This window comes from Kineosporia rhizophila (genome assembly GCF_021277265.1).
Lineage (GTDB): Bacteria > Actinomycetota > Actinomycetes > Actinomycetales > Kineosporiaceae > Kineosporia > Kineosporia rhizophila.
In genome coordinates this window covers 177,786-202,521 of record NZ_JAJSOH010000004.1, presented here as the reverse complement: position 1 = coordinate 202,521, position 24,736 = coordinate 177,786, and the positions used below count along the sequence as shown (strand labels likewise).

Below are 24,736 nucleotides of genomic sequence, written 5' to 3'. Positions count from 1 at the left end.
GGGTGGGAGGGGGTTCGGGACGGCGCTATTACGGTGAACTCAGACCGGTCAGTAAATGTTGGACGGCCGCACCATCCCCTCGGCGAGGTCACCGAAGCCCGGCGCCACGATCGCCCCCGGGTTGCCCAGCACCTCCTCCACGATCAGAGTCTCGGTGGTGAGCAGCAGGGCGGCAATGGACGCGGCACTCTGCAACGCCGACCGGGTCACCTTGAGCGGGTCGATGATCCCGAAGTCGAACATGTCGCCGTACTGCCCGGTGAGCGCGTTGAACCCCTGCCCCACCGGCAACGACGCCACCTCGGCGACCACCGCGTCACCGTCGTGCCCGGCGTTGATCACGATCCAGCGCAACGGCTCCTCCAGCGCCCGCCGCACGATGTCGCGCCCGACCGCCGCGTCGCCCTCCAGCGCCAGCCCGTCCAGCACCGGCTGGGCCTGCACCAGGGCCGTACCGCCCCCGGACACCACGCCCTCCTCGATCGCCGCCTGGGTGGCCTGCAGCGAGTCCTCCAGCCGGTGCTGCTTCTCGCGCAGCTCCACGTCGGTCACCGCGCCCACGTTGATCACCGCGACCTGCCCCGACAGCCGGGCCATCCGCAGCCGCAGCGTGTCCTGGTCGTGCTCGTTCTCGGCCCGGGCCAGCTCCTTGCCGATCTGCTGGACCCGGGCGCGCACGGCCTCGGCGTCGCCGTCACCACCCACGATGGTGGTGCCGGCCTCGGTCACCGTGACCCGGTGGGCCCGGCCCAGGTTCTCCAGGCGCACCGAGGACAGCGACACCCCCGACTCGGAACTGACCACGGTGCCGCCCAGCACCACGGCCAGGTCCTCCAGCTCGGCCACGCGGCGGTGGCCGAAGCCCGGCGCCCGCACCGCCACCGAGTGGAAGGTGTCGTGCAGGTGGTTGGTGATCAGCATCGACAACGCCGGGCCGTCGACGTTCTCGGCCAGCAGCACCAGCGGCCGGCCGGTGCGCCGCACCTGCTCCAGCACCGGCATCAGGGTCTGCACCGAGGTGATCTTCTCGTTGGTGAGCAGGACGTAGGCGTCTTCGAGGACCGCCTCCATCCGGTCCTTGTCGGTGACGAAGTAGGGCGAGATGTAGCCGTGGTCGAACTCCACGCCGTCGGTGTAGCTCACCGCCATACCGAAGTGCGGCCACTCCTCCACCGTGACCACGCCGGTGTTGCCCACCTTCTCCATCGCCTGGGCGATCACCTCGCCGATCTCGGCGTCGTTGTTGGCCGACAGCATGGCCACGTGCTGCAGGTCGGAACGGCCGCCCACCGGCACGCTACGATCGGCCAGCACCTCGATCACCGCCGCCACGGCCTTCTCGATGCCTCGCTTCACCTGCATCGGGTTCGCGCCCGCATCAACTGCTTTCAGGCCCTCCCGAACCAGGGCCTGGGCCAGCACGGTGGCGGTGGTGGTGCCGTCACCGGCCACGCCGTTGGTCTTCATCGCCACCTCCTTCACCAGCTGCGCGCCCATGTTGGCGAACGGGTTACGCAGCTGGATCTCACGGGCGATGGTGACGCCGTCGTTGGTGATGGTCGGCGCCCCGGTGAGCTTCTCGATCACCGCGTTGCGCCCCTTGGGGCCCAGGGTGACCTTCACGGCGTCGGCCAGGGCGTTGACCCCGGCTTCCAGCAAGCTTCGTGCGTCCCGGTCGAAACGCAGGTCCTTAGCCATAGTCAAAAACCCTCCTTACGGAATCAGAATGGCCCGGCCACGGACGTTCCCGCGGTCCAGATCGGTCAGCGCCTGGGCGAAGTCGCTCAAGGAGTAGGTAGCGGTGTGCAGCGTGACCTTGCCCCGCGCGGCCAGCACCATCAGCTCGGCCAGGTCGCTGTACGAGCCGACCAGGTTGCCCACGAAGTTGACCTCGGTGGAGATGATGTCGATGGTCGGCACCGAAAGCGTTCCGCCGTAGCCAATCACGTAGTAGTTCCCGGCCCGGCGCAGCATCGCCACCCCGTCTTCCAGAGCGCCGCCCTCACCGACGAAGTCGATCACCGCCTCGGCCCCGTTGCCCTCGGTGAGGTCGAGCACCTGCTGCACCTGGGTGCCGTCGGCCACGATGGTGTGCTCGGCCCCGAGGTCCGCCGCCAGCTTCAGCGCATCCGCAGAGCGGTCCACCACGATCAGCCGGGCCGCCGACAGGGCCCGGAACACCTGAACTCCGATGTGCCCCAGCCCACCGGCCCCGATCACCACGGCAGTGTCACCCGGCCGAAGCACCCGGGCCGCCTTGGCCACCGCGTGATAGGCGGTCAACCCGGCATCGGCCAGAGCCGCCACGTCGGCCGGCTGCAGCGCCTGGTCCAGCTTGACCACGGAACGGGCGTTGCTGAGCAGGTATTCGGCATACCCACCGTCGGTGTCGATGCCCGGGAACTTCGAGTTGACGCAGTGCACGTCGTCGCCGTCTCGGCAGGCCCGGCACAGCCCACAGGTGACCAGCGGGTGCAGGATCACCGGGTCGCCCACTGCCACGTTGGTCACTGCGGAGCCGACTTCGGCCACCCAGCCCGCATTCTCATGACCGATCGTGTAGGGCAGCGCAACCCCCGACTTCTGCTCCCACTGCCCCTCGATGATGTGCAGGTCGGTGCGACACACTCCGGCGCCGCCCACCTTCACGATCACGTCCAGGGGCGAACTGAGGACGGGGTCGGGCACCTCGGTGAGGACGGGTTGCGTTTCGTACTGGCCCAGTTGGACAGCTTTCATGACGCCCTCCTCCAGAGGTCGGTGACCGGGATGACGCCGGACAGCGTGCCCGGGCCGGATTCGTCGCCGTAGCGGGTGGCCAGCAGGCCCCGGCAGAAGATGCCGTTGCCGTCGATGCTCACACGCACCGTCTTGGCGAACCGCAAGTGCTTGTGGACGTCGGTCACGGGCCGGCCGGTGGCGTCCACCACGAGTGGGTCGCCGGGTTCCGAGTCGAGTCCGATCTCCGACCGTCTGCGTAGGAGCGCATCTTTGGCGGCCCCGGCCGGCAGGTCCGAGAGCCGGGCCCGGGAGAGACCCTCGACCTCCCACCCGGCGTCGAGCAGCGAACGGCACGAGCGTTCCAGGCAGGCGGTGTGGGCCTTGCGCTGGAAAGTTGCCCGCAGCTCGTCCAGTTCGCCCTCGCTCTGCCCGGGGAACGAACCGCTGAATCCGGCGTCGTCGGCCACGCCCCCGTTGATCTCGTCGGAGGCGAAGTGGTCTTCCAGGCGCACGGTCACGTCCGTGGCCCAGGAGAGCCGGCTGACCACGTCGTGCGCGTCGGCCACCATCAGGTAGGCGAAGTTGGGGGCGCAGAAGTAGGTGGGCAGTCGCAGCCGGACGAGCACATGGTGTTCACTCACCTGGACCTCGGTCACGAAGTTCAGGTCGGTGATCGGCTCGTCCAGTTCCGGATCCCGCACCAGTCCGAGCACGATCCAGACCTCCTGCTCGCGCGGCGCTCTCACGCCGTCACCGGGTCGGACACGTCGATCGGGGCCGAGCCCTTGGCCGCCCCGGTCTCCAGACCGGGGGTCTTCACCTGAGCCTCCTCCGGCACCTCGAACCCGTACAGGCGCGCCGCGTTCAGCCCGAGGATCTTCTTCTTGATGTCGGTGGTGAGCACCCCGTACTCGCTCTGCATGTCTTCCGGGATCTGGAAGTCGACGAACTGCTCGATCAGCCACCGGGGCTGCCAGATCGCGTAGTCGCTGGCGAAGGTCAGCCGGTTCTCGTCCAGCCAGTAGAGCAGCTCGCCGATGATCTGGGCGAAGTAGCGCGGCCGGCTGTGGATGAACGGCATGGCCACGGCCAGGCCGCCGTAGACGTTCGGCTCCTGGGTGGCGATCCAGCAGAAGTCCTCCAGCCGGGGCAGGCCGACGTGCTCGATGATGAAGTTCAGGTTCGGGAAGGCGGTGGCCACGTCGTCCACGTCGGCCACGTCGAAGGCGTCCCGGTTCAGCGGGTAGATGGTCGGGCCCTTGTGCACGTGGATGTTCCGGATGCCCAGGGCCTCGCACTTCTCCAGGTACCGGTACGACCAGGGGTCGGTGAGCTTCCAGCCCTTCGAGTCGCCCTTCCACTCGGCCGTGTACAGCTTCACGCCCTTGAGGTTCCAGCGCTCGTGCAGGGCCTCCAGCGCGTCCAGGCCGGCCTCGCCGTCGCGCGGGTCCCAGGCGCCGTTGGTGATCAGCTTCTCCGGGTGCTTCTCGGCCAGGGCGCCGTTGCGCTCGGTGGTGTTGAAGCCGTTGATGTAGAAGTCGGTCAGGTAGGTGGGCTGGAAGATGCCCTTGTCCACGTAGCCGACCTCGAACAGGTCGTGCATCAGGTCTTCCTCGGTGTACGACCCGAACTTCTCCAGCGTCCAGACCTCCTCGGCCGGGCTCAGGTTCTTCGAGTAGTCGTAGAAGCACCCGGTGAAACCCGCTCCGTAGCGGTTCTTCTGGTTCGACTCGCCGCCGTCCCAGAAGTGGATGTGACTGTCGACGACGTAGTACTTCTCACCATCTTTTTCGTACATGATCTCTCCTCAGCCTGAACCCCGGCGGCCCGCCCGTGCGTCCGCGACAACGCACGGACAGGCCGACAGGGCCGTGAATCAGTGGATTACTCGACGACCTTCAGGTCGAAGTCGATGTACTCGGCCGCGTCCTCCGGATTGGCGAAGAGCATGGTCCGGTCGTCGAAGTGGACCATCCGCCCGTAGTGGGTGGACATGATCTCCTCGAAGTCCGACTGGTCGAAGTCGGAGCCCAGGGCCTGGGTGATCTCGTCGAAGTCGAAGGTCAGCAGACGCTCACCGTCGACCCGGATCATCGAGGGGAACTCGGCGATCTGCACCCCCTCCTTCTGCCGCATGACCTCGGCGACCACGTACCCGTTCTGGTTGTTCATCAGGGTCACGCCGCACTTGTTGGACGACCCGGTCCCGGCGCCGAACACCATGTCGCTCACCGGCTCAGCTCCTTCGGCTCGGGCAGATCGAGGTCGGACAGGACGGCCCGCAGGTCGTCCTTGGCCGCCGAGAACGACTCGGCGAAGGGCAGCACCCGCTCGGCCGGGTGCGACCAGATCGGCTGCAGCTCCTGCGCGGCGTGCAGACTCACCGGCAGCCAGGTGCTCAGCCACTCCTGCAACTGCGCCCGGTTCGCGGCGCCGTGCTCGGGGTCGCGCACCAGCAGGGTGAACAGCGCTCGGGTGTAGGCCAGGTCGCGGGCGTAGTCGTTCTCCCCGGTGCCGACCAGCGAGGGCGTGACGTAGTCGCCGTTGCGGGCGCTGATCTGCATCACCAGGTGCGAGCGGAACAGCCCACCGACCAGCGACTCGTACACCACGTTGGTGGCGAACAGGGCCTCGGCCCAGTCGCCGATCGCGGTCAGCCGCTCGGCGTTCTCCCGGACCCCCTGCCACACCGGGTCGGTGTGCCAGACCGAACGGTGCGCCGAACCGTCGAAGCCGATGCCGGCCTCGCTCAGGTCCAGGTTGTACAGGGCCAGGTCCTGGGCGAAACGCAGCTTGTGGGCACTGTTCACCGCGATCGCGTTGTTGATCATGTTGGTCGGGGCGGAGCGCTGGCAGGCGACGAAGACGTGCAGCCCGAGGCCGTTCTCGGCGTGCATCCAGGCCCCGAGGTTCCGCTCCACGAAGTGCACCCAGCCCGGGGCCCACCCCTGGTAGGCCTTGGCCAGCTTGGCGTTGGCCAGGTTCTGCTGGATCTGCCGCACCACGTTGGCGTTGTTGCGGAAGATCGTCTGTTCCCATTCCTGGTTCGGGTCGCGGAACTGGTGCCAGTCGCCGGACTTCAGCGCGGTCCAGTCCTGCGGGTAGCCGCCCTCGCCGTCGGCGAAGCCGTAGATCCAGCCCTGGGTCAGGTGCCGTTCCGGATCGGGCTGGACGTCGAACGTAACGTCCTCGTAGGTGGTGGCGCGCAGTTTCGCCGGCTTGAAGTAGTTGTACGAGCGGCTGTTCGAGCTCGGGAACTCCAGGGCGCCGGCCTCGGCGTCGGTGAACTCCGGCTTGGGGAAACTGCGTACCCCTTCGGGCTTCTTCACAGGTGCTGCCATATCGGGTCCTCAGCTTTCGGAGACACTGGTGGTGAACTTGTCGAAGTGGATCCGCTCGCCCGGCACGTCCCGGCTCTCCAGCAGCGCGATCGCGGCGTCGACCATGGGCGGCGGACCGCACAGGTAGCAGTCGGTCTCGGTGAGGTCCGGCTCCTGCCGGTCCACCACGTCGGTGATCAGCCCGAGGTCCCCGGTGACCCCGAGCGTCGCCCAGTCGGCCTCCGGCCCGTGCGAGAGCGCCGGGACGAAGCGGAAGTCCTTGATCTTCAGGCCGAGCGAGACGATCTCCGGCAGGTAGAACAGGTCCTCGGCTGTTCTGGCGCCGTAGTAGAAGACCACCGGTCGCTCGGTGCCGCTCTCGGCCAGCCGGCGCAGCAGCGACAGGATCGGGGCCATGCCCGCTCCCCCGGCGATGCAGACGATCCTGCGGTCCGAGGACGCCCGGAGCGTGCAGGAGCCGTACGGTCCGGTCAGCACGACCTCGTCGCCCGGTGCGAGCGTCGAGTCCAGCAGCCCGGAGAAGTGCCCGCCGGGGTACTTCTTGATGATGAACTCGATCTCGCCGCTCTCCTCGGTGGACGACGGGGTGGTCGCCATCGAGAACGAGCGTTTGACGTCGCTGTCGGGCAGCCGGATCTCGGAGTACTGCCCGGCCTTGTGCACGAACCGTTCCCCCTCAGCCAGTTTCAGCCGCAGCGAGACGATGTCGCCGGTCAGCGGGACCAGCGCGGCGATGGTGGTGCGCACGGTCTGGATCGGGACGGCGTCGTGCAGTTCCTCCTCGTCGAAGTTGATCAGCTCGACCGTCAGATCGCTGTAGGCATGCGTCTTGCACAGCAGCACGTAGCCCTCTTCGCTCTCGTAGTCGGCCAGCGCGAAGGTGGAGTAGCGGGCCATCTGCACGTCGCCGTCGAGCAGGAACGACTTGCAGGCCGAGCACTGCCCCTCCCGGCAGCCGTGCATCAGCGAGATGCCCTGCCGGAAGGCCGCGTCCAGCACGGTCTCGTCCTCGTCGACCTCCATCTCCAGGTCGACCGGCTCGAAGTGGACGCGATGCTTGTCACCCATGGGTACTCCTTAAAAGGTCCGGTGGCGGCCGAAGCTGAGGACCGCCGCCACCGGACCGTCCTGGGATGGTCAGGCGGCGGCGGGTCGTCCGCCCGGACCGCCGGCCTTGTAGGCGGCCACCGCGGCTTCCCGCTCGGCGTCGGACATCTCGTTCAGCAGCACGTTCGGGCTCTGGAAGGTGATGCCGCGCACGTCGTCGAGCGTCCACAGCTTCTTGGGGTCGTCCAGGTCCAGGTGCGGCTGCGGGATCAGCGTCTTCCCGTCGTCGCGCACGTAGCCCAGCTGGCTGATCACGTCGGCCAGGTCCTGGTTGTGGTGCAGCGTCTCCCACTCACGGTGACCGGTCAGGCGTCCCATGTTGGGGGTCGGGCGCCCCTCGTACTCCGGCCGGAACGCCTTGATGTCGGTCCAGGCGCAGGTCTCGGAGCAGTAGGTGCGCCACTGCCCGTCCACCTTCTCGGTCACCATGTCGGGCCGGATCAGGCAGGGCACCATGCAGGTCCAGCAACGGTGCGGGTACTGGTAGTCGACGTCCTCGAAGGCGATCGGCTTGTTCCGGCCCGGGTAGCGCAGCCGGTTGTAGTTCTCCCACCAGACGCCGTACTTGTTGTACCAGCCGGGGTACTTGGTCTCGAACCACTCGAAGTCCTGGTCGGTCATCGGGTCGATCCGCCAGTAGTTCACCGGCCAGCCGGTGGCGAAGAACTGCGCCACCTCGTGCACGTAGCCCTTGTTGACGATCCGGTTCCAGGCCTCCTCGACCAGGTCGTGCGGGATCTTCAGGCCGTACTTCTCCAGCGGGATCAGGTAGCTGCGGTAGTAGTCGTCGTAGATCCAGCGGCGCCACATCTCGGCGTAGGAGTCACGGTCCTTGCGCCGGTCCTTGGTGCCGTACTCGATGAAGGTGCCGATCGCCGCGTCCACCACGCAGTGGTTGTTCCACCAGGCGTAGCGCAGGTCGCGCTCGAGCAGCTGGCGGTTCGACTCGTCGGCCAGGGCCATCAGCAGGATCGAGTAGCCGTTGCTGATGTGCCGCGACTCGTCCGACTGCACCGAGTGGAACACGGTGGGCAGCAGGTAGTCGCCGTTGGCGGCGGCCTCGGAGGGCATGGCCACGAACAACGTGTTGGTGAAGGCGGTCTCGGCCACCACGGTGAGGTAGATGTTGGCCGCGGTGATCGCGTCACCGGTGATGAAGCCCTCGCCGAACTGCCGGCCGATGGTGCCCGCGTAGTTGTTCGCGAACGCCTTCTCGCTCATGTCGAAGCCGGCCGGGTCGATGTAGTGGTTCATGTAGAGCCGCTTGAGGTTCATCTGGATCGTCGAGTGCCGGACCTCGTCGATCATCTGCACGGCCAGGCCGTTGTGGATCTCCGGGTTGGGCACCGCGTCGATCGCCATCGGCATCGCCCGGGCCGCGGAGATCTCCGGGAACGGGATGATCGACAGGAACAGCTTCTGCCACTCCATCCAGCGCTGCTGGACCTGGCGGAACATGTTGCCGCGGATCGCGCCGTCCATCGCGCCGAAGACGCGGTTGTCCTTCTCCTCCTCCATCGGGAAGTAGGAGCGCAGGATCTGCTTGAGCGGATCCTTCTTCGGGGCCTTCTCGAACGTGTAGTCGGTGCCGAAGCGGGTCGCCGGCGTGGCGAACGTGGGTTCCCACGAGAGCTCGGTGATCTTCTTGTGCGCCTTGCTGAGGCTTTGCCTACTCAACGTGCCTCCCCGGTTGTGGTCTGGATCGATCACAACCCGGGGCGAGGCCGTTCGGCGTCTCAATCTGAGACGGGCGTCACTTCCGACGGGTCAAACCGTGGCGGCGCGGGTTAGTGTGCTTGACGGGAACTCCTCCCAGCTGGCGACCACAAGGGCGGTGGGCGGCGGATGTTCGCTGGGCCGGATCAACGGTCGGAGCAGACGGGTTCGTCGCCTTCGTGGCGGCGGCGGGTGGCCGATGCCCGCGAGCGATTCCTTACCGAGCAAGAGGTTTCACCCGACATCGTGCGCGAGCCGATCCTGGCGTCGTGGTCCCGCTCGCACCGCCGGGGGCTCGAGGCCGACCGGATCGAGCTGCCCTTCGTCACCGATCTGGACACCGACTCGCCGCTGGTCACCTGTGCGGCGCCGATCCTGCGGCAGCTCGGCGAGCAGCTGCAGTCCGAACCGGTCAGCATCATCCTGACCGACGCCCAGGGCGTGGTGCTGGACCGGGTGGACTCGGACGGCGCGATCGCCCGCTACCTCGACCGGGTCGATCTCTCCCCGGGTTTCAGCTACGCCGAGCGCTGGGTGGGCACCAACGGCATCGGCACCACGCTCAGCGAGGGCCGGCCCACCCTGGTGCACGGCCCGGAGCACTACGCCGAGAACCTGGAGCACCTGACCTGCGCCGGGGTGCCGATCAAGCATCCGGTGCAGGGCACCGTGCTGGGTGCGCTCGACCTGACCTCCTGGGCCGGCCGGTCGTCCACCGCCATGATGCAGGCCGTGGCCGGCGCCTGCGCCGAGCGCATCGAGCGCGGTCTGCTCAACACCGCCGGGCTCACTGAGCTGGCCCTGTTCCGCGAGTACCTGCGCACGTCACAACGCACCAACGGGGTGGTGCTGGCGGTCAACGGCGACGTGGTGATGATGAACGAGCAGGCCCGAAGGACGCTCGCCCCGGCCGACCAGCACTCGTTGATGGAGTGGGCGGCCGACGTGCGCGACGAGTCGGCTCCGGTCACCCTGATCTGCGACCTGCCCAGCGGGCTGGTCGCGCGACTGAAGTACCGGCCGGTGACGGGGCACCGGGGGCAGCTGGGTGGGGTCATCGAGGTGCGGTTCAGCAAGCAGCCCTCGGCCGAGCCCGCCCCCGTGCTCCCCCGTCAGAACTCCCTGCCGGGGCTGGTCGGCAGCAGCGGGGTGTGGCAGCGCTGCGTGGCCGAGGTGGAGGCCTGCTACCGCAGCCGGGAATGGCTGGTGCTGTCCGGCGAGGCTGGCACCGGCAAGCTCGCCCTGCTCCGCGCGGTGCTGGCGAAGCATTCTCCGGCCGGGCATTTCCGGGTCCTGAACGGCGAGGACACCCGGACCTCGGAGGCCGTGGACACCTGGCTGGACGAGGTGGCCGGCGAGCTCACCGAAGAGGGCGCGCTGGTGATCCGGCACGCCGAGAGGCTGTCGGTCGAGGCGCTGATCGGGCTGGGCGACCTGCTGCAGGCTCACGCCCTGGGCGGGGCGAGCGACGGGGTCTGGGTCGCGCTGACCATGACGGTGTCGGACGGGCCGGGGGCGGTGCCCGACACCGAGACCGCGGCCTACCTGCTCCCCCACTTCCCGCACACCGTGCAGGTGCCGGCCCTGCGGCACCACGGCGAGGACGTGGCCGAGCTGGTCCCGTCGTTGCTGTCCGGGCTGTCGCGCAGTCACCGGCTGCGTTTCGACTTCGAGGCGATGCAGCAGCTCACCCGTGCCACCTGGCCCGGCAACGTGGCCCAGTTGCGCTCGGTGCTGCTGGAACTGCTCAACCGCCGCCGCTCGGGCACGGTGCGCGCGGCCGATCTGCCGGCTCAGGCGCGCTCGGCGATCCGCCGCCAGCTCAGCCAGCTCGAGGCGCTGGAGCGGGACGCCATCGTGCGCAGCCTGACCACGCACGGGGGCAACAAGACCCGGGCCTGCGCCGAGCTGGGCATGTCGCGCGCCACGATCTACCGCAAGATCCGCGACTACGGGATCAGCGGGGTCTGAGCCGGGATCTAGCGGGCCACCTGCTTGTCGCGCTGCTTGCGGGCCTTGCGCAGTTCCAGCCAGGCGTAGGGCCCGGCCAGCAGCACCGGCACCACGTAGCTCACCCAGCCGGGGACGGGCAGGTCCGGCAGGTCGGGCAGGTCGGGCAGCGGGACGTCCCAGGTAGGCAGCTCCGGCATGGGCACCTCGAGCTTCCATACGAACAGCGCGGCCAGGGCGGCGAAGATCAGCGGCACCGCCAGCCCGGCGGCGGCCAGGCCCACCTTGCCGGCCAGGTACTGCAGCGGGTGCTCGTTCATCCACTCGAGCTGGGCCTCGGCCCGGCTGCCGGGCTCGGGACTGAACTGCTCACCGTCACCCCGCTCGGCGAAGGCGGCCCGGACCAGGGCCTGGTCCGGGCCGGAGACGGTGTGCAGAGCGACCTCCTGCACCGGGCCCGGGTAGGCCGGCAGCCGCAACCGCAACGCCCCCCGATCCTTGCCGTTCAGCACCGGCGTGGTGTCGAACGTCTTCTTGCTCTCCACCTCGACGCCGTCGCACTCCCAGCGGATCTGCCAGCGCAGACCGGCACGCCCCGCCTCGACGGTGTGGACGTGCCCGTCCTGGTCGCTCAGGTGCCAGCTCTCCGTCGTGTGTGCCATGTCCGTGCCTCGTCTCTTCCGGTGTCCGTCTCGACCGGTAAGAAACGTATTTCGAGGCACGGGGACGGGGCGTCCGGCAGAAGTCGGAAGCAACCTCCGCCCAAAGCATGATCCGGAGGGATCAGAAGGACGTGGAGGACCGGCTCGGGCCGGACGGGCCGACCGTGCCGTCACCACCGCGCAGCGCCCGGTTCTCCAGACGCCCGGCCATCAGACGCTCGCGGTGCGTGCAGAGTGTACGCCGGGCCCAGAGCGCGACGAACCCCAGAGCGAATCCCACCAGTACCCAGACGATCATGTCCGTCTCCCCCTGCTCCGGCTGCCTGTGTTGCAGCGATCGTCCATCATCACCCGAACCAGCGTTAAGCAGGCTGAAACATCGGATGAAGGCAGGGATCACTCGCCCTTGGCAGCACCGGCCGAGCTCGTGGAGCTGCCCGGACCGGCCGGGTGGGTCGGGTGGGTCGGGTGGGTTGGATCGGCGTCGTCGTCCGCCTCGCGCACCGGGTCACCGATGCCCTCGAAACGCACCAGCACCGCCGCCGCCACCGCGGTGAGCAGGAACCCGACGACGAAGAGCGGCCAGTACCCCTCGCGCACCTCGTCGCCCAGGAACGCCACCCCGGCGATCGTCGGGGCGATGGTCTGGGTGGTGATCAGCGAGGTGGTCGCCGCGGTGACCGAGCCCCGCTGGAGGGCCAGCGAGTAGATGAAGAACGCCAGCACTCCGGACGCCACCAGGGCGTACGTGGAGGCCGAGGTGATCAGGTCGGCGATCACGAAGTCGGGCAGCAGGCGGGAGGCGATCGCGACGATCGCGTAGCCCATCCCGCCGGCCAGCCCGAGCACGGCCGCCGCCAGCGCGCCCTCGAACCGGGTGGCGAAGAAGACCACCACCACGATCAGCGCCAGCACCACGAACAGGCTGGTGGTCAGCGCCGGGGTGGCCCGTTCGGTGCCGGTCTCGCCGGCCGACGCCGACAGCAGCACCAGCCCGGCCACCACGGCCACGATCGCCCCCCACTCCAGGCGGCTCAGCCGGTCGCCGAAGTAGCGCACGGCCAGCAGGGCGGTGACCACCAGGCTGACCGCGATCCCGGTCTGGGCCAGGAAGAGCGGCACGTGCCGCACCGAGACCAGGTGGAACACGTAGCCGAGCAGCAGCAGGAGGATCGAGGCGAGCAGCAGGGGCTGGCGCAGCAGGCCGATCACGGTGCCCGGGGTCAGACCCCCTTCGGGGATCTCCCGCGAGGCTCTGGCCTGCATGATCGAGCCCACGCCGTACATGACGGCGGCAACCAGGGCCGAGCCGAGTCCGAGCAGCACGCACCCATCATCCCAGGTGCTCCTGTCAAGGGCACAGGGGCCCACCCACAAGGACGAAGGCCCGCCCGGTGGCACACCGGGCGGGCCTTCGTTCGGGAGCGGGGATCAGGCGGCCTCGACCGGCTCCGCCTGCGGGCTCGGGGTCTTCCCGGTCAGCGTCAGGTACACGCTGCTCACCAGGTAGTAGGCGATGTACAGCAGGGACAGCCAGATCAGCAGCATGCTCGGGTCGGGCATCTGGGTCAGCAGCACCGCGTACGCCACCAGCCAGGCCGCCGTGGCCGCGAGGTTGGTGCGGCGGAAGGCCCGGGTGCGGGACGGGTAGATGTACTTGATCGGCACGAACACCAGCGCCGAGCAGACCGCCAGGATGATGCCGGTGGTGGCCGGGCTCAGGCTCGCGATGATCACGTAGAACGCGACCACGTTCCAGTAGCTGGGGAAGCCCAGGAAGAAGTGGTCGTCGGTCTTGGCGTCGACCCGGCAGAACTGGTACGCCGAGGCCATCAGCGGCAGCGCCGCGAGGACCCCGCCGAGCGTGCCGTCGGGCAGGTAGCCGCCGGTCCACAGCAGCACCACGGGCACGAACGCGTAGGTGATGTAGTCGACGATGTCGTCGAGCCGGGCCCCGTCGAACGAGGGGATGGTCTCCTTCACCCGCAGCCGGCGGGCGAGCATCCCGTCGGTGCCGTCGATCACCAGCGCGGCCAGGCTGATCCAGAGGGCCCGGATCGCGTCGCCCTCGAAGGCCGCGATCACCATCAGGAACGCGAGAACGGTGCCGCTCGCCGTGTAGACGTGGACGGCCATGCCAGCAAGTCGGAATCGAGCCGATGCTTCGAAAGGCTCGAATACGACGTCGTGTGTCGTCAGCGGAACCCCCGGGGCAGCAGGATCGATCTGGGTGGGTGGACTCTTACCCGAACTGGGCTCGAGCGGGGAAAGTCTCTCACAGGTCGGATGTGCCTCGGCCCGCCCGAAGGTTGCCCTGCGGTCATATCTGCGTTACCCGCAGTCATTTCCCCGGTTCCCCACCTTCCTCGGGAGGGCCGGTGAAGTACATCGCAGGATGTACTTCGCTGCGCGTAACCCTGGTCGTGGACCGTGCACAGGTGCCCTCCCGGGACGGACGCGACGCACCCCCGCCGGACGCGACGCTCTCCCCATGACCGAGAAAACGTCACTGCTGAGCCGCTTCACCCGGCTCCTCCACGCCGCACCACGCCGGTCCCTGCTGGCCGTCCTGCTCTTCGTCGCTCTCGCCGGTGTGGTCGGCGGCCCGGTCGCCGGGGCCCTGGACACCGGAGACGGGTTCACACCACCTGATGCCGAGTCGACCCGCGCGGTGGAGGTGGTCGAGAAGGCCACCGGCATCGACCCGTCCACCGGTGTCGTCCTGCTGGTCGAGACCCCGGGCGGTTCGCAGGACGCGGTCACCGCGGCCGCCGCGACCCTGGCCGGGATCGAGGGGATGACCCAGGTCGAGCCGGCCGGGGCCGCCGACGACGGCAGCAGCGCGCTGGTCGTCGGGTCGATCACCGCCGAGGCGGTCGACGAGGAGGTGGCGCACGACGTCGTCGAGGCCTTCGACGGCAACGAGGCGGTCACCCTCGGCGGCGAGGCGGTCATGGGCCTGCAGCTCGGCGAGCAGACCGAGGAGGACCTGGCCCGCGCCGAACTGCTGGCCCTGCCGATCCTGGTGCTGTTGTCGATCCTGATCTTCGGCGGCCGCGGGGCCGTGCTGCCCCTGCTCATCGGCATCACCACCGTGCTCGGCACCTTCCTGGTACTGATGGGCGTGAACCAGCTCTACGGCCTGAGCATCTTCGCCCTCAACCTGGTCATCGGCCTGGGCCTGGGCCTCGCCATCGACTACGCGCTCTTCCTGCTCAACCGCTACCGCGAGGAACTGGTGACGCAGGGACCGGGTGCCGGTGCGGTGCTCACCACCATGCAGACCGCCGGCCGGACCGTGGTCTACTCCGCCGCGACCGTCGCGGTGGCCCTGGCCACGCTGGCCGTCTTCCCGATGAGCTTCCTGCGGTCGATGGGCATCGCCGGTGCGGCCGTGGCCGCGGTGGCCGCGGTGGCCTCCCTGGTCGTCGCCCCGATCATGTTCGGTCTCTGGGGCGCCAAGCTGGCCCGCCGTAAGTCGGCCAAGTCGGCCGAGTCGGAAGCGGCCGCCGAGGGCCGCTGGTACCGCTTCTCGCACTCGGTGATGCGTCGGCCGGGCGCCGTCGCCGCCGCCACCGCCCTGGTGATGCTGGTGCTGGCCGCTCCCGCCCTGCGGGCGAACTGGACCCCGGTGGACGCCTCGATCCTGCCCGAGGACCTCAGCTCCCGGGTGGTCGCCGACACCCTGGACGAGAAGTACGGCTCGGACAGCAACACCGCCGTCGCCGTCGCCCTGCGCAGTGACGACGCCGCGAGCATGAGCAGCTTCGCCACCGAGGCCTCGGCCCTGCCCGGGGTGAGCGCCCCGGCCGAGGCGGTGGACCTGGGGCAGAACACCTGGCAGGTGAACCTGCTGGTCGAGGGCAGCTCGGCCGGTGACGAGGCCCGGCAGGTGGTCGAGGAGGTCCGCGACCTGGCCGACACCTCCGGGGTCGACGCCCTCGTGACCGGCCCGGCCGCCGCCTTCCTGGACCAGCAGCAGGCGATCGCCGACACCCTGCCGGTCGCGGTGACCGCCCTGGTGCTGCTCACCATGCTGGTGCTCTGGCTGATGACCGGCTCGGTGGTGCTGCCGGTGAAGGCCGTGATCATGAACTTCCTGACCGTCGGGGTCTCCCTCGGCGTGATCACCTTCATCTACCAGGACGGCCGGCTGACCGATCTGCTCGGCTACACCCCCAACGGCGGCGTCGAGCCGACCAACTTCCTGGTCGCCGCGGCCATGGTGTTCGCCCTCTCCACCGACTACGGGGTCTTCCTGCTCGGCCGGATCAAGGAGGCCCGGGAGTCCGGTCTGCCCGAGCGCGAGGCCGTGGCCATCGGCCTGGGCCGCACCGGCAGCATCGTGACCGCCGCGGCCATCCTGCTCGCCGTCGCGATCGGCGCCTTCAGCACCAGCGAGATCTCGTTCATGCAGCAGATCGGCATCGCCACCGCGGTCGGGGTGCTGGTGGACGCCTTCATCGTCCGGTCGCTGCTGGTGCCCTCGCTGATGGCGATGATGGGCAAGTGGAACTGGTGGTCGCCGATGTGGCTGCGCAAGGTGCACGACAAGGTCGGCCTCTCGGAGGGTCGCCCCGAACTGGCCACCCCGGTCGCCCCGGTTGCTCCGGTCGCCGCCGACGAGCCGGTCGATGCCGGGCGCTGACCATGTGAGCACCCTCGGAACCGGGTCACCCGCACCTAGAATTACGCGGGTGACCCGGTTCCGCGCGGTACGTCCGGCCCGCCCGGGCCTGACCGATCTGGTGCTCACCCTGCTGTGCATCGTGGCCATGGGCGCCGAACTGGTGCTGCGCGAGCAGCCGGGGCGGGCCTCGGTCGTCGTGATGATCGTGCTGAACAGCCTGCCGGTGCTGGTGCGCCGGCAGTCCCCGGCCGTGGCCCTGGGCCTCTGCTTCGTCCTGCTCTTCGGGTTGTCCGAGCTCGACGCCGACATCTACAGCACGATCCCGGGCCCGGGGGTGCTGTGTGCCTACGCCTTGGCCGATCGCTACGGACGCCGGGTCGCCCTGGCCTGCGCTCCGGTCGGGGCCGCGGTGACCATCGTCATCCTGCAGGTCTACAGCCCGCACGTGCTCTTCAGCTGGAGCACCGTGCAGAACCTGGCGCTGGTGTTCCTGCCGCTGGCCCTCGGGGTGGCCGCGCACGACCGCCGGGCCTGGACGGCGGCCCTCCTCGAGCGGGCCCAGGCGGCCGAGCGCAACCAGGAGGAGATCACCCGGCGCCGGGTCAGCGAGGAGCGGCTACGGATCGCCCGCGACGTGCACGACGTGGTCGCCCACGCGCTGGTCACGATCAACGTGCAGGCCGGGGTGGGGGCCTATCTGGTCAAGACCGATCCCGAAGAGGCGCACTCCGCCCTGCGCACGATCAAGCAGGTCAGCGGAGATGCGCTGACCGATCTGCGCTCCACGCTGGGGCTGCTGCGCGAGACCACCGAGACCCCGGCGCCCCCGGTGCAGGGCATCGCGGCCCTCGGTGAGCTGGCCGACGGCCTGCGCACCGCCGGGGTCGACCTGACCGTGGACGTCGACCCCGCCACCCACAGCCTGCCCACCCCGGTCGACAGCACTGCCTACCGGATCGTGCAGGAGTCGCTGACCAACACGCTCAAGCACGCCGGCCCGACCACGGCGCGGATCACCATCTCGCACGAGCAGGACCGGGTGCAGATCGAGATCACGGACGACGGCGGCACCCCGGCCGAGCAACAGCTGAGTACCAGCGGCTCGGGTAACGGGCTGCGCGGCATGCGCGAGCGGGCGGCCGCCATCGGGGGTTCGCTCCAGGCCGGTCCCCGCCCCGGCGGTGGCTGGCAGGTCGTCGCCTCACTCCCCCTCACCGCTTCTGTGGAGGTACCAGCCAAGTGATCAAGGTGCTGCTGGTCGACGACCAGCCCCTGCTGCGCGGCGGTTTCCGCGCGCTGATGAACGCGGTGCCCGACCTGGAGGTGGTGGGCGAGGCCGGCGACGGCGACGCGGCGGTGCAGATGGCCGTGGCCACCCGGCCCGACGTGGTGCTGATGGACGTGCAGATGCCCCGCGCCGACGGCCTGCGGGCCACCGCGCGGATCACTGCCGACCCCCGGCTGGCCGACACGAAGGTGATCGTCCTGACCACCTTCGAGCTGGACGAGTACGTGTTCGGCGCGCTCCGGGCCGGCGCCTCCGGGTTCCTGCTGAAGGACATCGAGCCGGAGGCGCTGATCGAGGCGGTCCGGCTGGTGCACGAGGGCCAGGCGCTGCTCGCCCCGCAGGTGACCGGGCGGCTGATCCAGGCGTACGTGGGCGGTTCCGGCCCGGCGCCCACGCCCGAGGCTCAGGCCCCGAACGCCCATCGGGAGAAGATCGCCGAGCTCACCCAGCGCGAGCGGGACATCCTGGGCCTGGTGGCCGCCGGGATGTCGAACAAGGAGATCGCCGAAGAGCTGGTGCTCTCCCCGCTGACCGTGAAAACCCATGTCTCCCGGGTGCTCAGCAAGCTGGGCGCGCGCGACCGCGCCCAGCTCGTGGTGATCGCCTACGAGGGCGACCTGGTCGGCCGCCCGTAGTTCTCAGGTGCGTCAGGTGCGCGGGTCGATCACGGCCACCCCGCTGGGCGGCCGCTCGGCCATCGCGGCCAGGGCCGGGCCGGCCTCGTCCAGGGTGAGCCGCGTGGTGATCATCGCCGCCGGGTCGAGCCGGCCGACCGCCACCAGGGCCAGCAGCTGCGGGTAGGCGTGCGCCGCGAGCCCGTGGCTGCCCAGGACCTCCAGCTCGCGGCCGATCACCGTGTGCATCGGCACCGCCGGAAGTCCGAGGGCCGGCGGCAACAGGCCGACCTGCACGTGACGTCCGCGCGGGCGCAGGCTCTGGATCGAGTTGGCGCAGGTCTCGGGGCTGCCCAGGGCGTCGAGCGAGAGGTGCGCGCCACCGCCGGTGAGCTCCTGGATCAAATCAGGGACGGCGGTGCTGGGCGTCGGGTCGGGGGTCCCCTCAATGGTGAGCAGGTTGGCAACGGGTGTGGACTGCCCACCGATGGCCACCCCCACGGCCAGGGCCAGGGCGTCCACCTCACCGGGCGCCGGAATCCGCGGCCTGCTGGCTACTTCGGTGCGCACCACGGCCTCGGCGCCGAGCTTCAGGGCCAGCTCGAGAGCCCGCGGCGAGACGTCGACCGCGAGCACCCGGGCTCCGGCCGCCACTGCGATCGCGACGGCCGAGAGGCCGACCCCGCCGCAGCCGTGCACCGCGACCCACTCCCCCGCACGAACGCGACCGACCTGCGTGACTGCGCGGAAGGACGTCCCGAATCGGCATCCCAGGATCGCGGCCACCGGCATCGGCACCTCGTCGGGCAGCGCCACCAGGTTGACCGCGGCCCGTTCGACCACCACGTACTCGGCGAACGAGCCCCAGCGGGTGAAGCCGGGCTGGCGCTGGTCGAGGCAGACCTGACCATTGCCCTGACGGCAGGGCCCGCAGACCCCGCAGGCGTACACGAACGGCGCCGTGACCCGCTGCCCCACTTCGAAACCGGTTACCCCGGAACCGATCGCCTGCACGCGGCCGGCGAACTCGTGCCCCGGGACATGCGGCAACTGCACGTCGGCGTCGTGCCCGGCCAGGGCGTGCCAGTCCGAACGGCACAGGCCGGTGGCCTCGACCGCGACCACCACCCCACCCGCCGGCGCCTCCGGCTCGGGCACCACCCTGACCTCGGGAACCTCGCCGAACGCCTCGAAGACCACCGCGCGCACCGGATCCTCCTGCTTCTGCTTCCGTCCGACCTAGGCAGGAACGTACCGGCCTGGCGCGGGACAGGTGCGAGCAGACCTCAGCCGAACGTCCAGACCTGGTTGTCGGCCTCGGAGCACGGGCTCAGCATCAGCCGGGTGTCCACCGGGCTGCCGGCCGCGTCGGTGCCCTCCGGGTCCAGGCACAGCCCGCTCTTCACGTTCACCAGGAAGAAGCCGGAGCCCGAGGCCTGCTTCTTGAACATCTGGTTGTCGTCCGGGCCGAACCGGCAGGTGAAGGTGATCGCCGAGGTGCCGGCCGGGACGCTGTCGTAGCCACCGACGTCCAGGCACCACTGCGACTTCACGTTGCGCAGCACGAACGTGCCGTCGGCCTGGGTGATCGTCTCGTAGACCTGGTTGTCGTCCTTGCCCGGGAAGCAGTTGGTCTGCAGCAGCTCGACGTTCTCGGAGACCGCCCCCAGACCGGGCAGGTCCACGCAGTACCCGGTGACCGCATTGCGGATCACGCCGATCTTCGTGGTCACGGTTCCCGGGCTCTTCTCCGCCTTCTCGGCCGCCTTCTTGGCCTTCTTCTTCTCGGCCTCGGTCTGCTTCTTGGCCTTGGGCGACTTCGTCGGCCCGGGCTCGCGGGTCACCGTGCGGGTGCGCACCGGTTCCGCGGTCTCGGTCTTGGTCTTCTTCGGCTTCTTGGTCGCCGTCGCCGTGGGCTCCGCGCTGGCGGTCGCGGTCGGCGTGACCGTCGGCGAGGGCTGCTGGGTCTGCAGATCGGAAGACGTCAGGGCGGCGTTGTTGGACGAGCCCCCGTCACCGCCGTTGGAGGACACCGCGTTCACCGCGGCCACCCCACCCAGCACCACACCGACCACGGCGGCCACCGAAGCGGCGATCACCGCCAGCCCACGCAGGCCGCGGGTGGGGACACCGATCGAGGGGCGCCCACCGAGCATCGACTTGTTCCAGGAAGAGAGGAACTCCTGCTGACGCTGGGACGGTCCCTCGCCCTCCGGACGGGGCTCGGAGTTCGGGCTGCTCACGGTGTGTTCTTCTCCCACCAGGCACGGGGACGGCTAACGCTTCACCATGACAGCCCGCCGCCCCGGCCCCGGTGTCCGATAGGCCGGAGTTCCCCTCCACACCGCGAACACTGCCCGGAAGTACCGCATCCTCCTTTCTGATGATCATCGCCGACCCTGAAGGCAGGCCCGGGCCGCCGGAAGATGCATTAATCGGCAACACCGTTGCTGCCCGTCGCCGGCCCGCATCAGACTCCGGCTTATGCGGACGAAACCCCTCGCTCTCGCGGCCTCGGCCATCCTCGGTACCAGCCTGCTCCTGACCGGTGGCTCCCCGGCGCTGGCGAGCCCCGGCACGCCCGCGACCCGGACGGCCTTCGAGGCCAAGCCGATCATCTGGAAGAAGTGCCCCAAGGGCCTGCTCCGGGATCTGAAGGCCCAGTGCGGCTTCCTGGTGGTGCCGTTGGATCACAGTAGGCCGAAGGGCAAGAAGATCCGGCTGGCCGTCTCCCGGATCAAGCACACCGCCAAGAAGGCCGACTACCAGGGCGCTCTGCTGATCAACCCGGGTGGGCCGGGCGGCGCCGGCCGGGACGAGGTGCTGCAGTCGATCCTGGTGTCGGAGAAGGTGGGCGCCGCCTACGACTGGATCGGCTTCGACCCGCGCGGCGTCGGCGCCAGCCGCCCCGCCCTCAGCTGCGACAGCAAGCACACCGGCTACGACCGCCCCCCGTACGTGCCGAACACGGCCGCGGGCGAGAAGATCTGGCTGGAGCGGTCGAAGGACTACGCCGCCAAGTGCGCCAAGGCCGGCGGCGCACTGCTGGACAACCTGAAGACCACCGACAACGTCAAGGACATGGAGATCCTGCGGCGGGCGCTGGGCAAGAAGAAGATCAGCTTCCTCGGCTACTCCTACGGCAGCTACCTCGGGCAGGTCTACGCCACGCAGCATCCGAACCGGGTCCACCGGATGGTGCTGGACGGCGTGGTCGATGCCCGGAAGACCTGGTACGAGAGCAATCTCGAGCAGAACCACGCGTTCGAGCGCAACATGGACGCGTTCTTCGCCTGGATCGCGACCAAGCACTCCACCTACCGGCTCGGCCGCACCGGCGCCGCGGTCGAGAAGCAGTTCTACAAGCAGCTCGCAGCCCTGGACAAGAAGGCCGCCGGCGGCCGGATCGGCGGCGACGAGTGGACCGACATCTTCCTGTCCTCCGGCTACGCCTCGAACGTCTGGGCCGACAACGCCGAACTCTTCGCCGGCTGGGTGCACGAGCGCCGGTGGAAGCCGCTCAAGGCGGTCTTCGACTCCGACAACCCGCAGGGCCCCGGCGAGGACAACGGCAACGCCGTCTACCTGGGCACCACCTGCACCGACGCCGAGTGGCCGGCCGACTGGTCGAAGGTCGAGAAGGACAACCGCGCCAGCCACCGTCGCTCCCCGTTCCTGACCTGGTCCAACGCCTGGTTCAACGGCCCCTGCCTGACCTGGGCGGGCAAGAGCGGCACGATGCCGAAGGTGGACGGCTCCAAGGCCCCGCCGATCCTGCTGGTCTCGGAGACCTACGACGCCGCCACCCCGTACGAGGGCGCGCTCGAGGCCCGCAGCCGGTTCCCGAAGTCGGCCCTGCTGGAGGGCGTCGGCGGCCGGAGCCACTCGGCCTCGTCACTGGGCTCGAAGTGCACCAAGACCACCATCGACACCTACCTGCTCACCGGCAAGCTGCCCAAGCGGGTGCCGGGCCGCACCTCCGACAAGCAGTGCGCGCCCTCGTTCCGGCCCTGAACCGCAGGGCTCAGATCGAGTGCGGCGGGAGGTCCGCCGGCTCGATCCGCTGAAGCTCCTCGGCCGAGGCCACGGCCAGGTCCAGATCGGCCAGCCGCGCCGCCTGCCGTTCCGTCATCAGCTGGAACAACTGACGCGACACCCGCCCGTTGCCGAACCCGGTATTGCGCGGATGAGCGTCGAAATAGGTGACGAGGGCGGCGCGGGTGGCCGGGGTGATCTCGTACTGGTGGTGCCGGGCCTGCAGTTCGACGATCTCCACGAGCTCCTCGGAGCTGTAGTCGACGAACTGCAGGGTGCGCGAGAAGCGGGACCCGAGGCCCGGGTTGGAGTTCAGGAAGCTGGTCATCTCGTTGGAGTACCCGGCCACGATCACCACGATCTCGTCGCGGTGGTCCTCCATCAGCTTCATCAGGGTGACGATGGCCTCCTGGCCGAAGTCGTTGCTCTGCCCGGGCGGCGACAGCGAGTACGCCTCGTCGAGGAACAGCACCCCGCCCAGCGCCTTCCGGAACACGGCCTCGGTCTTCGGAGCGGTGTGCCCGACGTAGGAACCGACCAGCGCACCCCGGTCGGCCTCGACCAGGTGCCCCTTCTCGAGCACCCCCAGTCGAGCCAGCAGTCCACCGTAAAGCCGCGCCACCGTGGTCTTTCCGGTGCCCGGGTTGCCGGCGAACACCAGATGCCGATTGAGCGGAGGGGCGGCCAGCCCGGCCTCCTGGCGGCGGCGGACCATCTGCATCAGCTTCACCATCGCGCTGACGTCGGCCTTGACCTGCTCCAGGCCGATCAGCCCGGTGAGCTTCTCCCGCAGTTCGTCCAGCGACTCCTCGGGCTCCTCGCCGGGCGTGATGTCCACTCCGAGTTCGGATTCCGAAGGACCGGCCGAGGCCCGGACCGCCTTCTCGGCCCGCGCCCCCACCCGCTTGCGCACCGCGGTGGCCGGGATCGTCGAGGCCTCGACGTTGCTGATGGTGATCTCGGCGAAGTCCGGGGCCGCGTCCTCGTCCTGGCTCAGATCGGCCTCGGTGTCATGGATCCGGCAGCCGCTCACCTTCGGCGTGGCCTTCTTGCCCACGTGCAGGGCCGGGAAGCCGGAGGCCGAGATGTCGCAGTTCTCGTAGGTGCCGGCCGCTCCGTCACCCACGAAGATGCCGTTCTTGGTGGTGTCCCGCACCGTCAGCCCGGTGACCACGGGACGGGCGCCGGTCCAGACCACCAGACCGGAACCACCGGCCCCCTCGATCTGGCAGTCGTCCACCGTGCCGCGGGCGTCCTTCTCCAGCACGATGCCTGCCGTACCCGCTCGCCGCACCCGCACCTCGCGCAGGGTGGCGGTCGCACCTGGGCCGATCTGCACTGCAGAACGCTCACTTTCGCCTACAACGGCCTTCTCGACCGTTGCCTTGGCTCGCGCGGCCAGGGCGATCCCCACTGCACAACGATCGACTTCTGTACCCGAAAGATCCAGCTCGGCGTCGCCCTCGGTCTGCACCCCGCACAACCCGGCGCCCCGAACCAGACCTGCGCGCACCCGTCCGTTCGCTTTGCCCTTGAGATGTAGGCCGTGTTCGGGAGTTTCGAGCACCGAGAGATCGACCACGTCGATCGTGGCCGAATCCCCCGCGCAGACCGCACTGAAGGTGGCCTTCTCGACCCGCACCTCGCTCAGCCGGGCCCCCGAGGCGCCGGACAGGAAGAACCCGTTGCCCCCGCTGCGCCGCACAGCGCCGTCGACGAACTGCAACTGAGCCTTGTCACGGGCTACCACCCCGGTACCGGCCAACCGGTCCAGCACACAATTCTCCAGCGTGAGCGCGCTGTCCCCAGCCGCCACCAGCCCCGAACGACCGGTGCCCTCGACCCGGCAGTCGCTCAGCCGGATCTCGCCCGAACCGGCCAGAATCCCGTCTCCTACGGCCTTCTCGATCACACAGTCATTGAGGACGACGCCGGTCGCCTCGGCATCGGGCACGGACGACTCGGTGATCGGGCTGCTCCCCAGAATGCGCAGCCCCTCGGTGCCCGCACGCTCGATCCGGCAGCCCCGCATGATCACTGAGCCGGCGTCCTCCACCAGCACCCCGCTGCGCCCGGTGCGGGAGATCTCGCACTCCTCGGCCTGGGCCCGGCCCCGCCCACGCACCCGCAGACCGGAGCCGCGGGTCGAGCGGATCTGGCTGTCGGCCATCGCCAGCTGGGCGGAATCGCTGATCACCACGCCGGTTCCGTCGATCGCGGTGATCACCGAACTCTCCAGCACGCCCCGGCTGGAACCGGTCAGGTGCAGGCCGACCATCGGCGCACTGCTGATCCGGCAGCCGGTGATCCGCGCCGCCGCCTCCCCCTCCAGGTCGATCCGCCCGGCCAGGAACTCGCACTCACTGACCTCAGCGGTACCGCCCAACACGCGCAACAACGCAGCACCATCAGTGGCCCCGGTAAGCACCAGTCCGTGCAGGCGGGCGGGCGCTACCACCGTGACCCCTGCGGGACCGGCGCATCGCACAGTGCCCGGCCCCTGCTCGGCGACGATCGCCACCGAACGCTCCACCACCAGGTTCTCCGGATAGACACCAGGAGCCACCGCGATGGTCTGCCCATCCTGCGCTACCCCCAGCGCCTCGGCGATGGTGCCAAAGGCCTGCCGATCGCCCGGGGCCACCCGCAGAACCCCCTGCTGGCTGGGCCGC

The 24,736-nt window shown here is 69.4% G+C and carries 20 protein-coding genes; 5 read left to right on the top strand and 15 right to left on the bottom strand.

Features of this window, described 5'->3' with window-relative positions; all coding sequences use genetic code 11:
• Positions 1-48: 48 nt before the first annotated feature.
• From groL to LWF15_RS09285, 8 genes are all read right to left on the bottom strand, one after another.
• A complete protein-coding gene (gene groL / locus LWF15_RS09320; protein WP_232810019.1) occupies positions 49-1,698 on the bottom strand; it encodes a chaperonin GroEL in 1,650 nt (549 codons plus the stop codon).
• A gap of 15 nt (positions 1,699-1,713) precedes the next feature.
• A complete protein-coding gene (locus LWF15_RS09315) occupies positions 1,714-2,739 on the bottom strand; it encodes an NAD(P)-dependent alcohol dehydrogenase (protein WP_232810018.1) in 1,026 nt (341 codons plus the stop codon).
• Entirely contained in the window at positions 2,736-3,467 is a 732-nt protein-coding gene (locus LWF15_RS09310) for an iron-sulfur cluster assembly protein (RefSeq protein ID WP_232810017.1), read from the bottom strand. The genes LWF15_RS09315 and LWF15_RS09310 overlap by 4 nt, the downstream gene beginning before the upstream one ends.
• Positions 3,464-4,519, bottom strand: a complete 1,056-nt coding sequence (locus LWF15_RS09305; protein ID WP_232810016.1) for an amidohydrolase family protein — start codon at positions 4,517-4,519, stop codon at positions 3,464-3,466. The genes LWF15_RS09310 and LWF15_RS09305 overlap by 4 nt, the downstream gene beginning before the upstream one ends.
• Positions 4,520-4,605: 86 nt before the next feature.
• Positions 4,606-4,944 (bottom strand): propane 2-monooxygenase effector subunit MimD, encoded by a 339-nt coding sequence (mimD, locus tag LWF15_RS09300; RefSeq protein ID WP_232810178.1) that lies wholly within the window; start codon positions 4,942-4,944, stop codon positions 4,606-4,608.
• Positions 4,945-4,949: 5 nt separating this feature from the next.
• Positions 4,950-6,062, bottom strand: a complete 1,113-nt coding sequence (locus tag LWF15_RS09295; protein ID WP_232810015.1) for an aromatic/alkene monooxygenase hydroxylase subunit beta — start codon at positions 6,060-6,062, stop codon at positions 4,950-4,952.
• 9 nt (positions 6,063-6,071) lie between these two features.
• Positions 6,072-7,130 carry a 2Fe-2S iron-sulfur cluster-binding protein gene (locus LWF15_RS09290; protein WP_232810014.1) on the bottom strand — a complete coding sequence of 353 codons (1,059 nt, stop codon included), beginning with the start codon at positions 7,128-7,130 and terminating at the stop codon, positions 6,072-6,074.
• A gap of 69 nt (positions 7,131-7,199) precedes the next feature.
• Positions 7,200-8,846: a ferritin family protein gene (locus LWF15_RS09285; protein ID WP_232810013.1), complete on the bottom strand. Its 1,647-nt coding sequence runs from the start codon at positions 8,844-8,846 to the stop codon at positions 7,200-7,202.
• A gap of 285 nt (positions 8,847-9,131) precedes the next feature.
• On the opposite strand from LWF15_RS09285, the gene LWF15_RS09280 reads away from it, so the two are divergent.
• Positions 9,132-10,856 (top strand): sigma-54-dependent Fis family transcriptional regulator, encoded by a 1,725-nt coding sequence (locus LWF15_RS09280; protein WP_232810012.1) that lies wholly within the window; start codon positions 9,132-9,134, stop codon positions 10,854-10,856.
• Positions 10,857-10,864: 8 nt separating this feature from the next.
• Here LWF15_RS09280 and LWF15_RS09275 read toward each other — a convergent pair whose 3' ends face one another.
• From LWF15_RS09275 to LWF15_RS09260, 4 genes are all read right to left on the bottom strand, one after another.
• Positions 10,865-11,497 (bottom strand): hypothetical protein, encoded by a 633-nt coding sequence (locus tag LWF15_RS09275; protein ID WP_232810011.1) that lies wholly within the window; start codon positions 11,495-11,497, stop codon positions 10,865-10,867.
• Positions 11,498-11,618: 121 nt separating this feature from the next.
• The gene (locus LWF15_RS09270) at positions 11,619-11,795 is read right to left on the bottom strand and encodes a hypothetical protein (RefSeq protein ID WP_232810010.1); all 177 of its coding nucleotides are present in this window, start codon (positions 11,793-11,795) and stop codon (positions 11,619-11,621) included.
• A gap of 98 nt (positions 11,796-11,893) precedes the next feature.
• Positions 11,894-12,823: a hypothetical protein gene (locus LWF15_RS09265; protein WP_232810009.1), complete on the bottom strand. Its 930-nt coding sequence runs from the start codon at positions 12,821-12,823 to the stop codon at positions 11,894-11,896.
• A 105-nt stretch (positions 12,824-12,928) separates the two neighbouring features.
• Positions 12,929-13,633: a CDP-alcohol phosphatidyltransferase family protein gene (locus LWF15_RS09260; RefSeq protein ID WP_232810008.1), complete on the bottom strand. Its 705-nt coding sequence runs from the start codon at positions 13,631-13,633 to the stop codon at positions 12,929-12,931.
• A 355-nt stretch (positions 13,634-13,988) separates the two neighbouring features.
• Between LWF15_RS09260 and LWF15_RS09255 the strand changes: the two genes are divergently transcribed.
• Genes LWF15_RS09255 through LWF15_RS09245 form a run of 3 tightly spaced genes read left to right on the top strand, consistent with a single transcriptional unit; the run spans position 13,989 to position 18,050 of the window.
• Complete coding sequence (locus tag LWF15_RS09255; RefSeq protein ID WP_232810007.1) at positions 13,989-16,145, top strand: MMPL family transporter; 2,157 nt, start codon at positions 13,989-13,991, stop codon at positions 16,143-16,145.
• A gap of 49 nt (positions 16,146-16,194) precedes the next feature.
• The gene (locus tag LWF15_RS09250) at positions 16,195-17,370 is read left to right on the top strand and encodes a sensor histidine kinase (RefSeq protein ID WP_232810006.1); all 1,176 of its coding nucleotides are present in this window, start codon (positions 16,195-16,197) and stop codon (positions 17,368-17,370) included.
• Complete coding sequence (locus tag LWF15_RS09245; protein WP_232810005.1) at positions 17,367-18,050, top strand: response regulator; 684 nt, start codon at positions 17,367-17,369, stop codon at positions 18,048-18,050. The genes LWF15_RS09250 and LWF15_RS09245 overlap by 4 nt, the downstream gene beginning before the upstream one ends.
• 12 nt (positions 18,051-18,062) lie before the next feature.
• Here the strand turns inward: LWF15_RS09245 and LWF15_RS37415 are convergent, their stop codons facing one another.
• Complete coding sequence (locus tag LWF15_RS37415; protein ID WP_232810004.1) at positions 18,063-19,238, bottom strand: alcohol dehydrogenase catalytic domain-containing protein; 1,176 nt, start codon at positions 19,236-19,238, stop codon at positions 18,063-18,065.
• A gap of 77 nt (positions 19,239-19,315) precedes the next feature.
• Entirely contained in the window at positions 19,316-20,272 is a 957-nt protein-coding gene (locus LWF15_RS09235) for an RICIN domain-containing protein (protein WP_232810003.1), read from the bottom strand.
• Between the two features lie 241 nt (positions 20,273-20,513).
• Here LWF15_RS09235 and LWF15_RS09230 point away from each other — a divergent pair, with 241 nt between their 5' ends.
• Positions 20,514-22,043 carry an alpha/beta hydrolase gene (locus LWF15_RS09230; RefSeq protein WP_232810002.1) on the top strand — a complete coding sequence of 510 codons (1,530 nt, stop codon included), beginning with the start codon at positions 20,514-20,516 and terminating at the stop codon, positions 22,041-22,043.
• 10 nt (positions 22,044-22,053) lie between these two features.
• On the opposite strand, the gene LWF15_RS09225 is transcribed toward LWF15_RS09230, so the two are convergent.
• Positions 22,054-24,708: a right-handed parallel beta-helix repeat-containing protein gene (locus LWF15_RS09225; RefSeq protein WP_232810001.1), complete on the bottom strand. Its 2,655-nt coding sequence runs from the start codon at positions 24,706-24,708 to the stop codon at positions 22,054-22,056.
• Between the last annotated feature and the right edge of the window lie 28 nt (positions 24,709-24,736).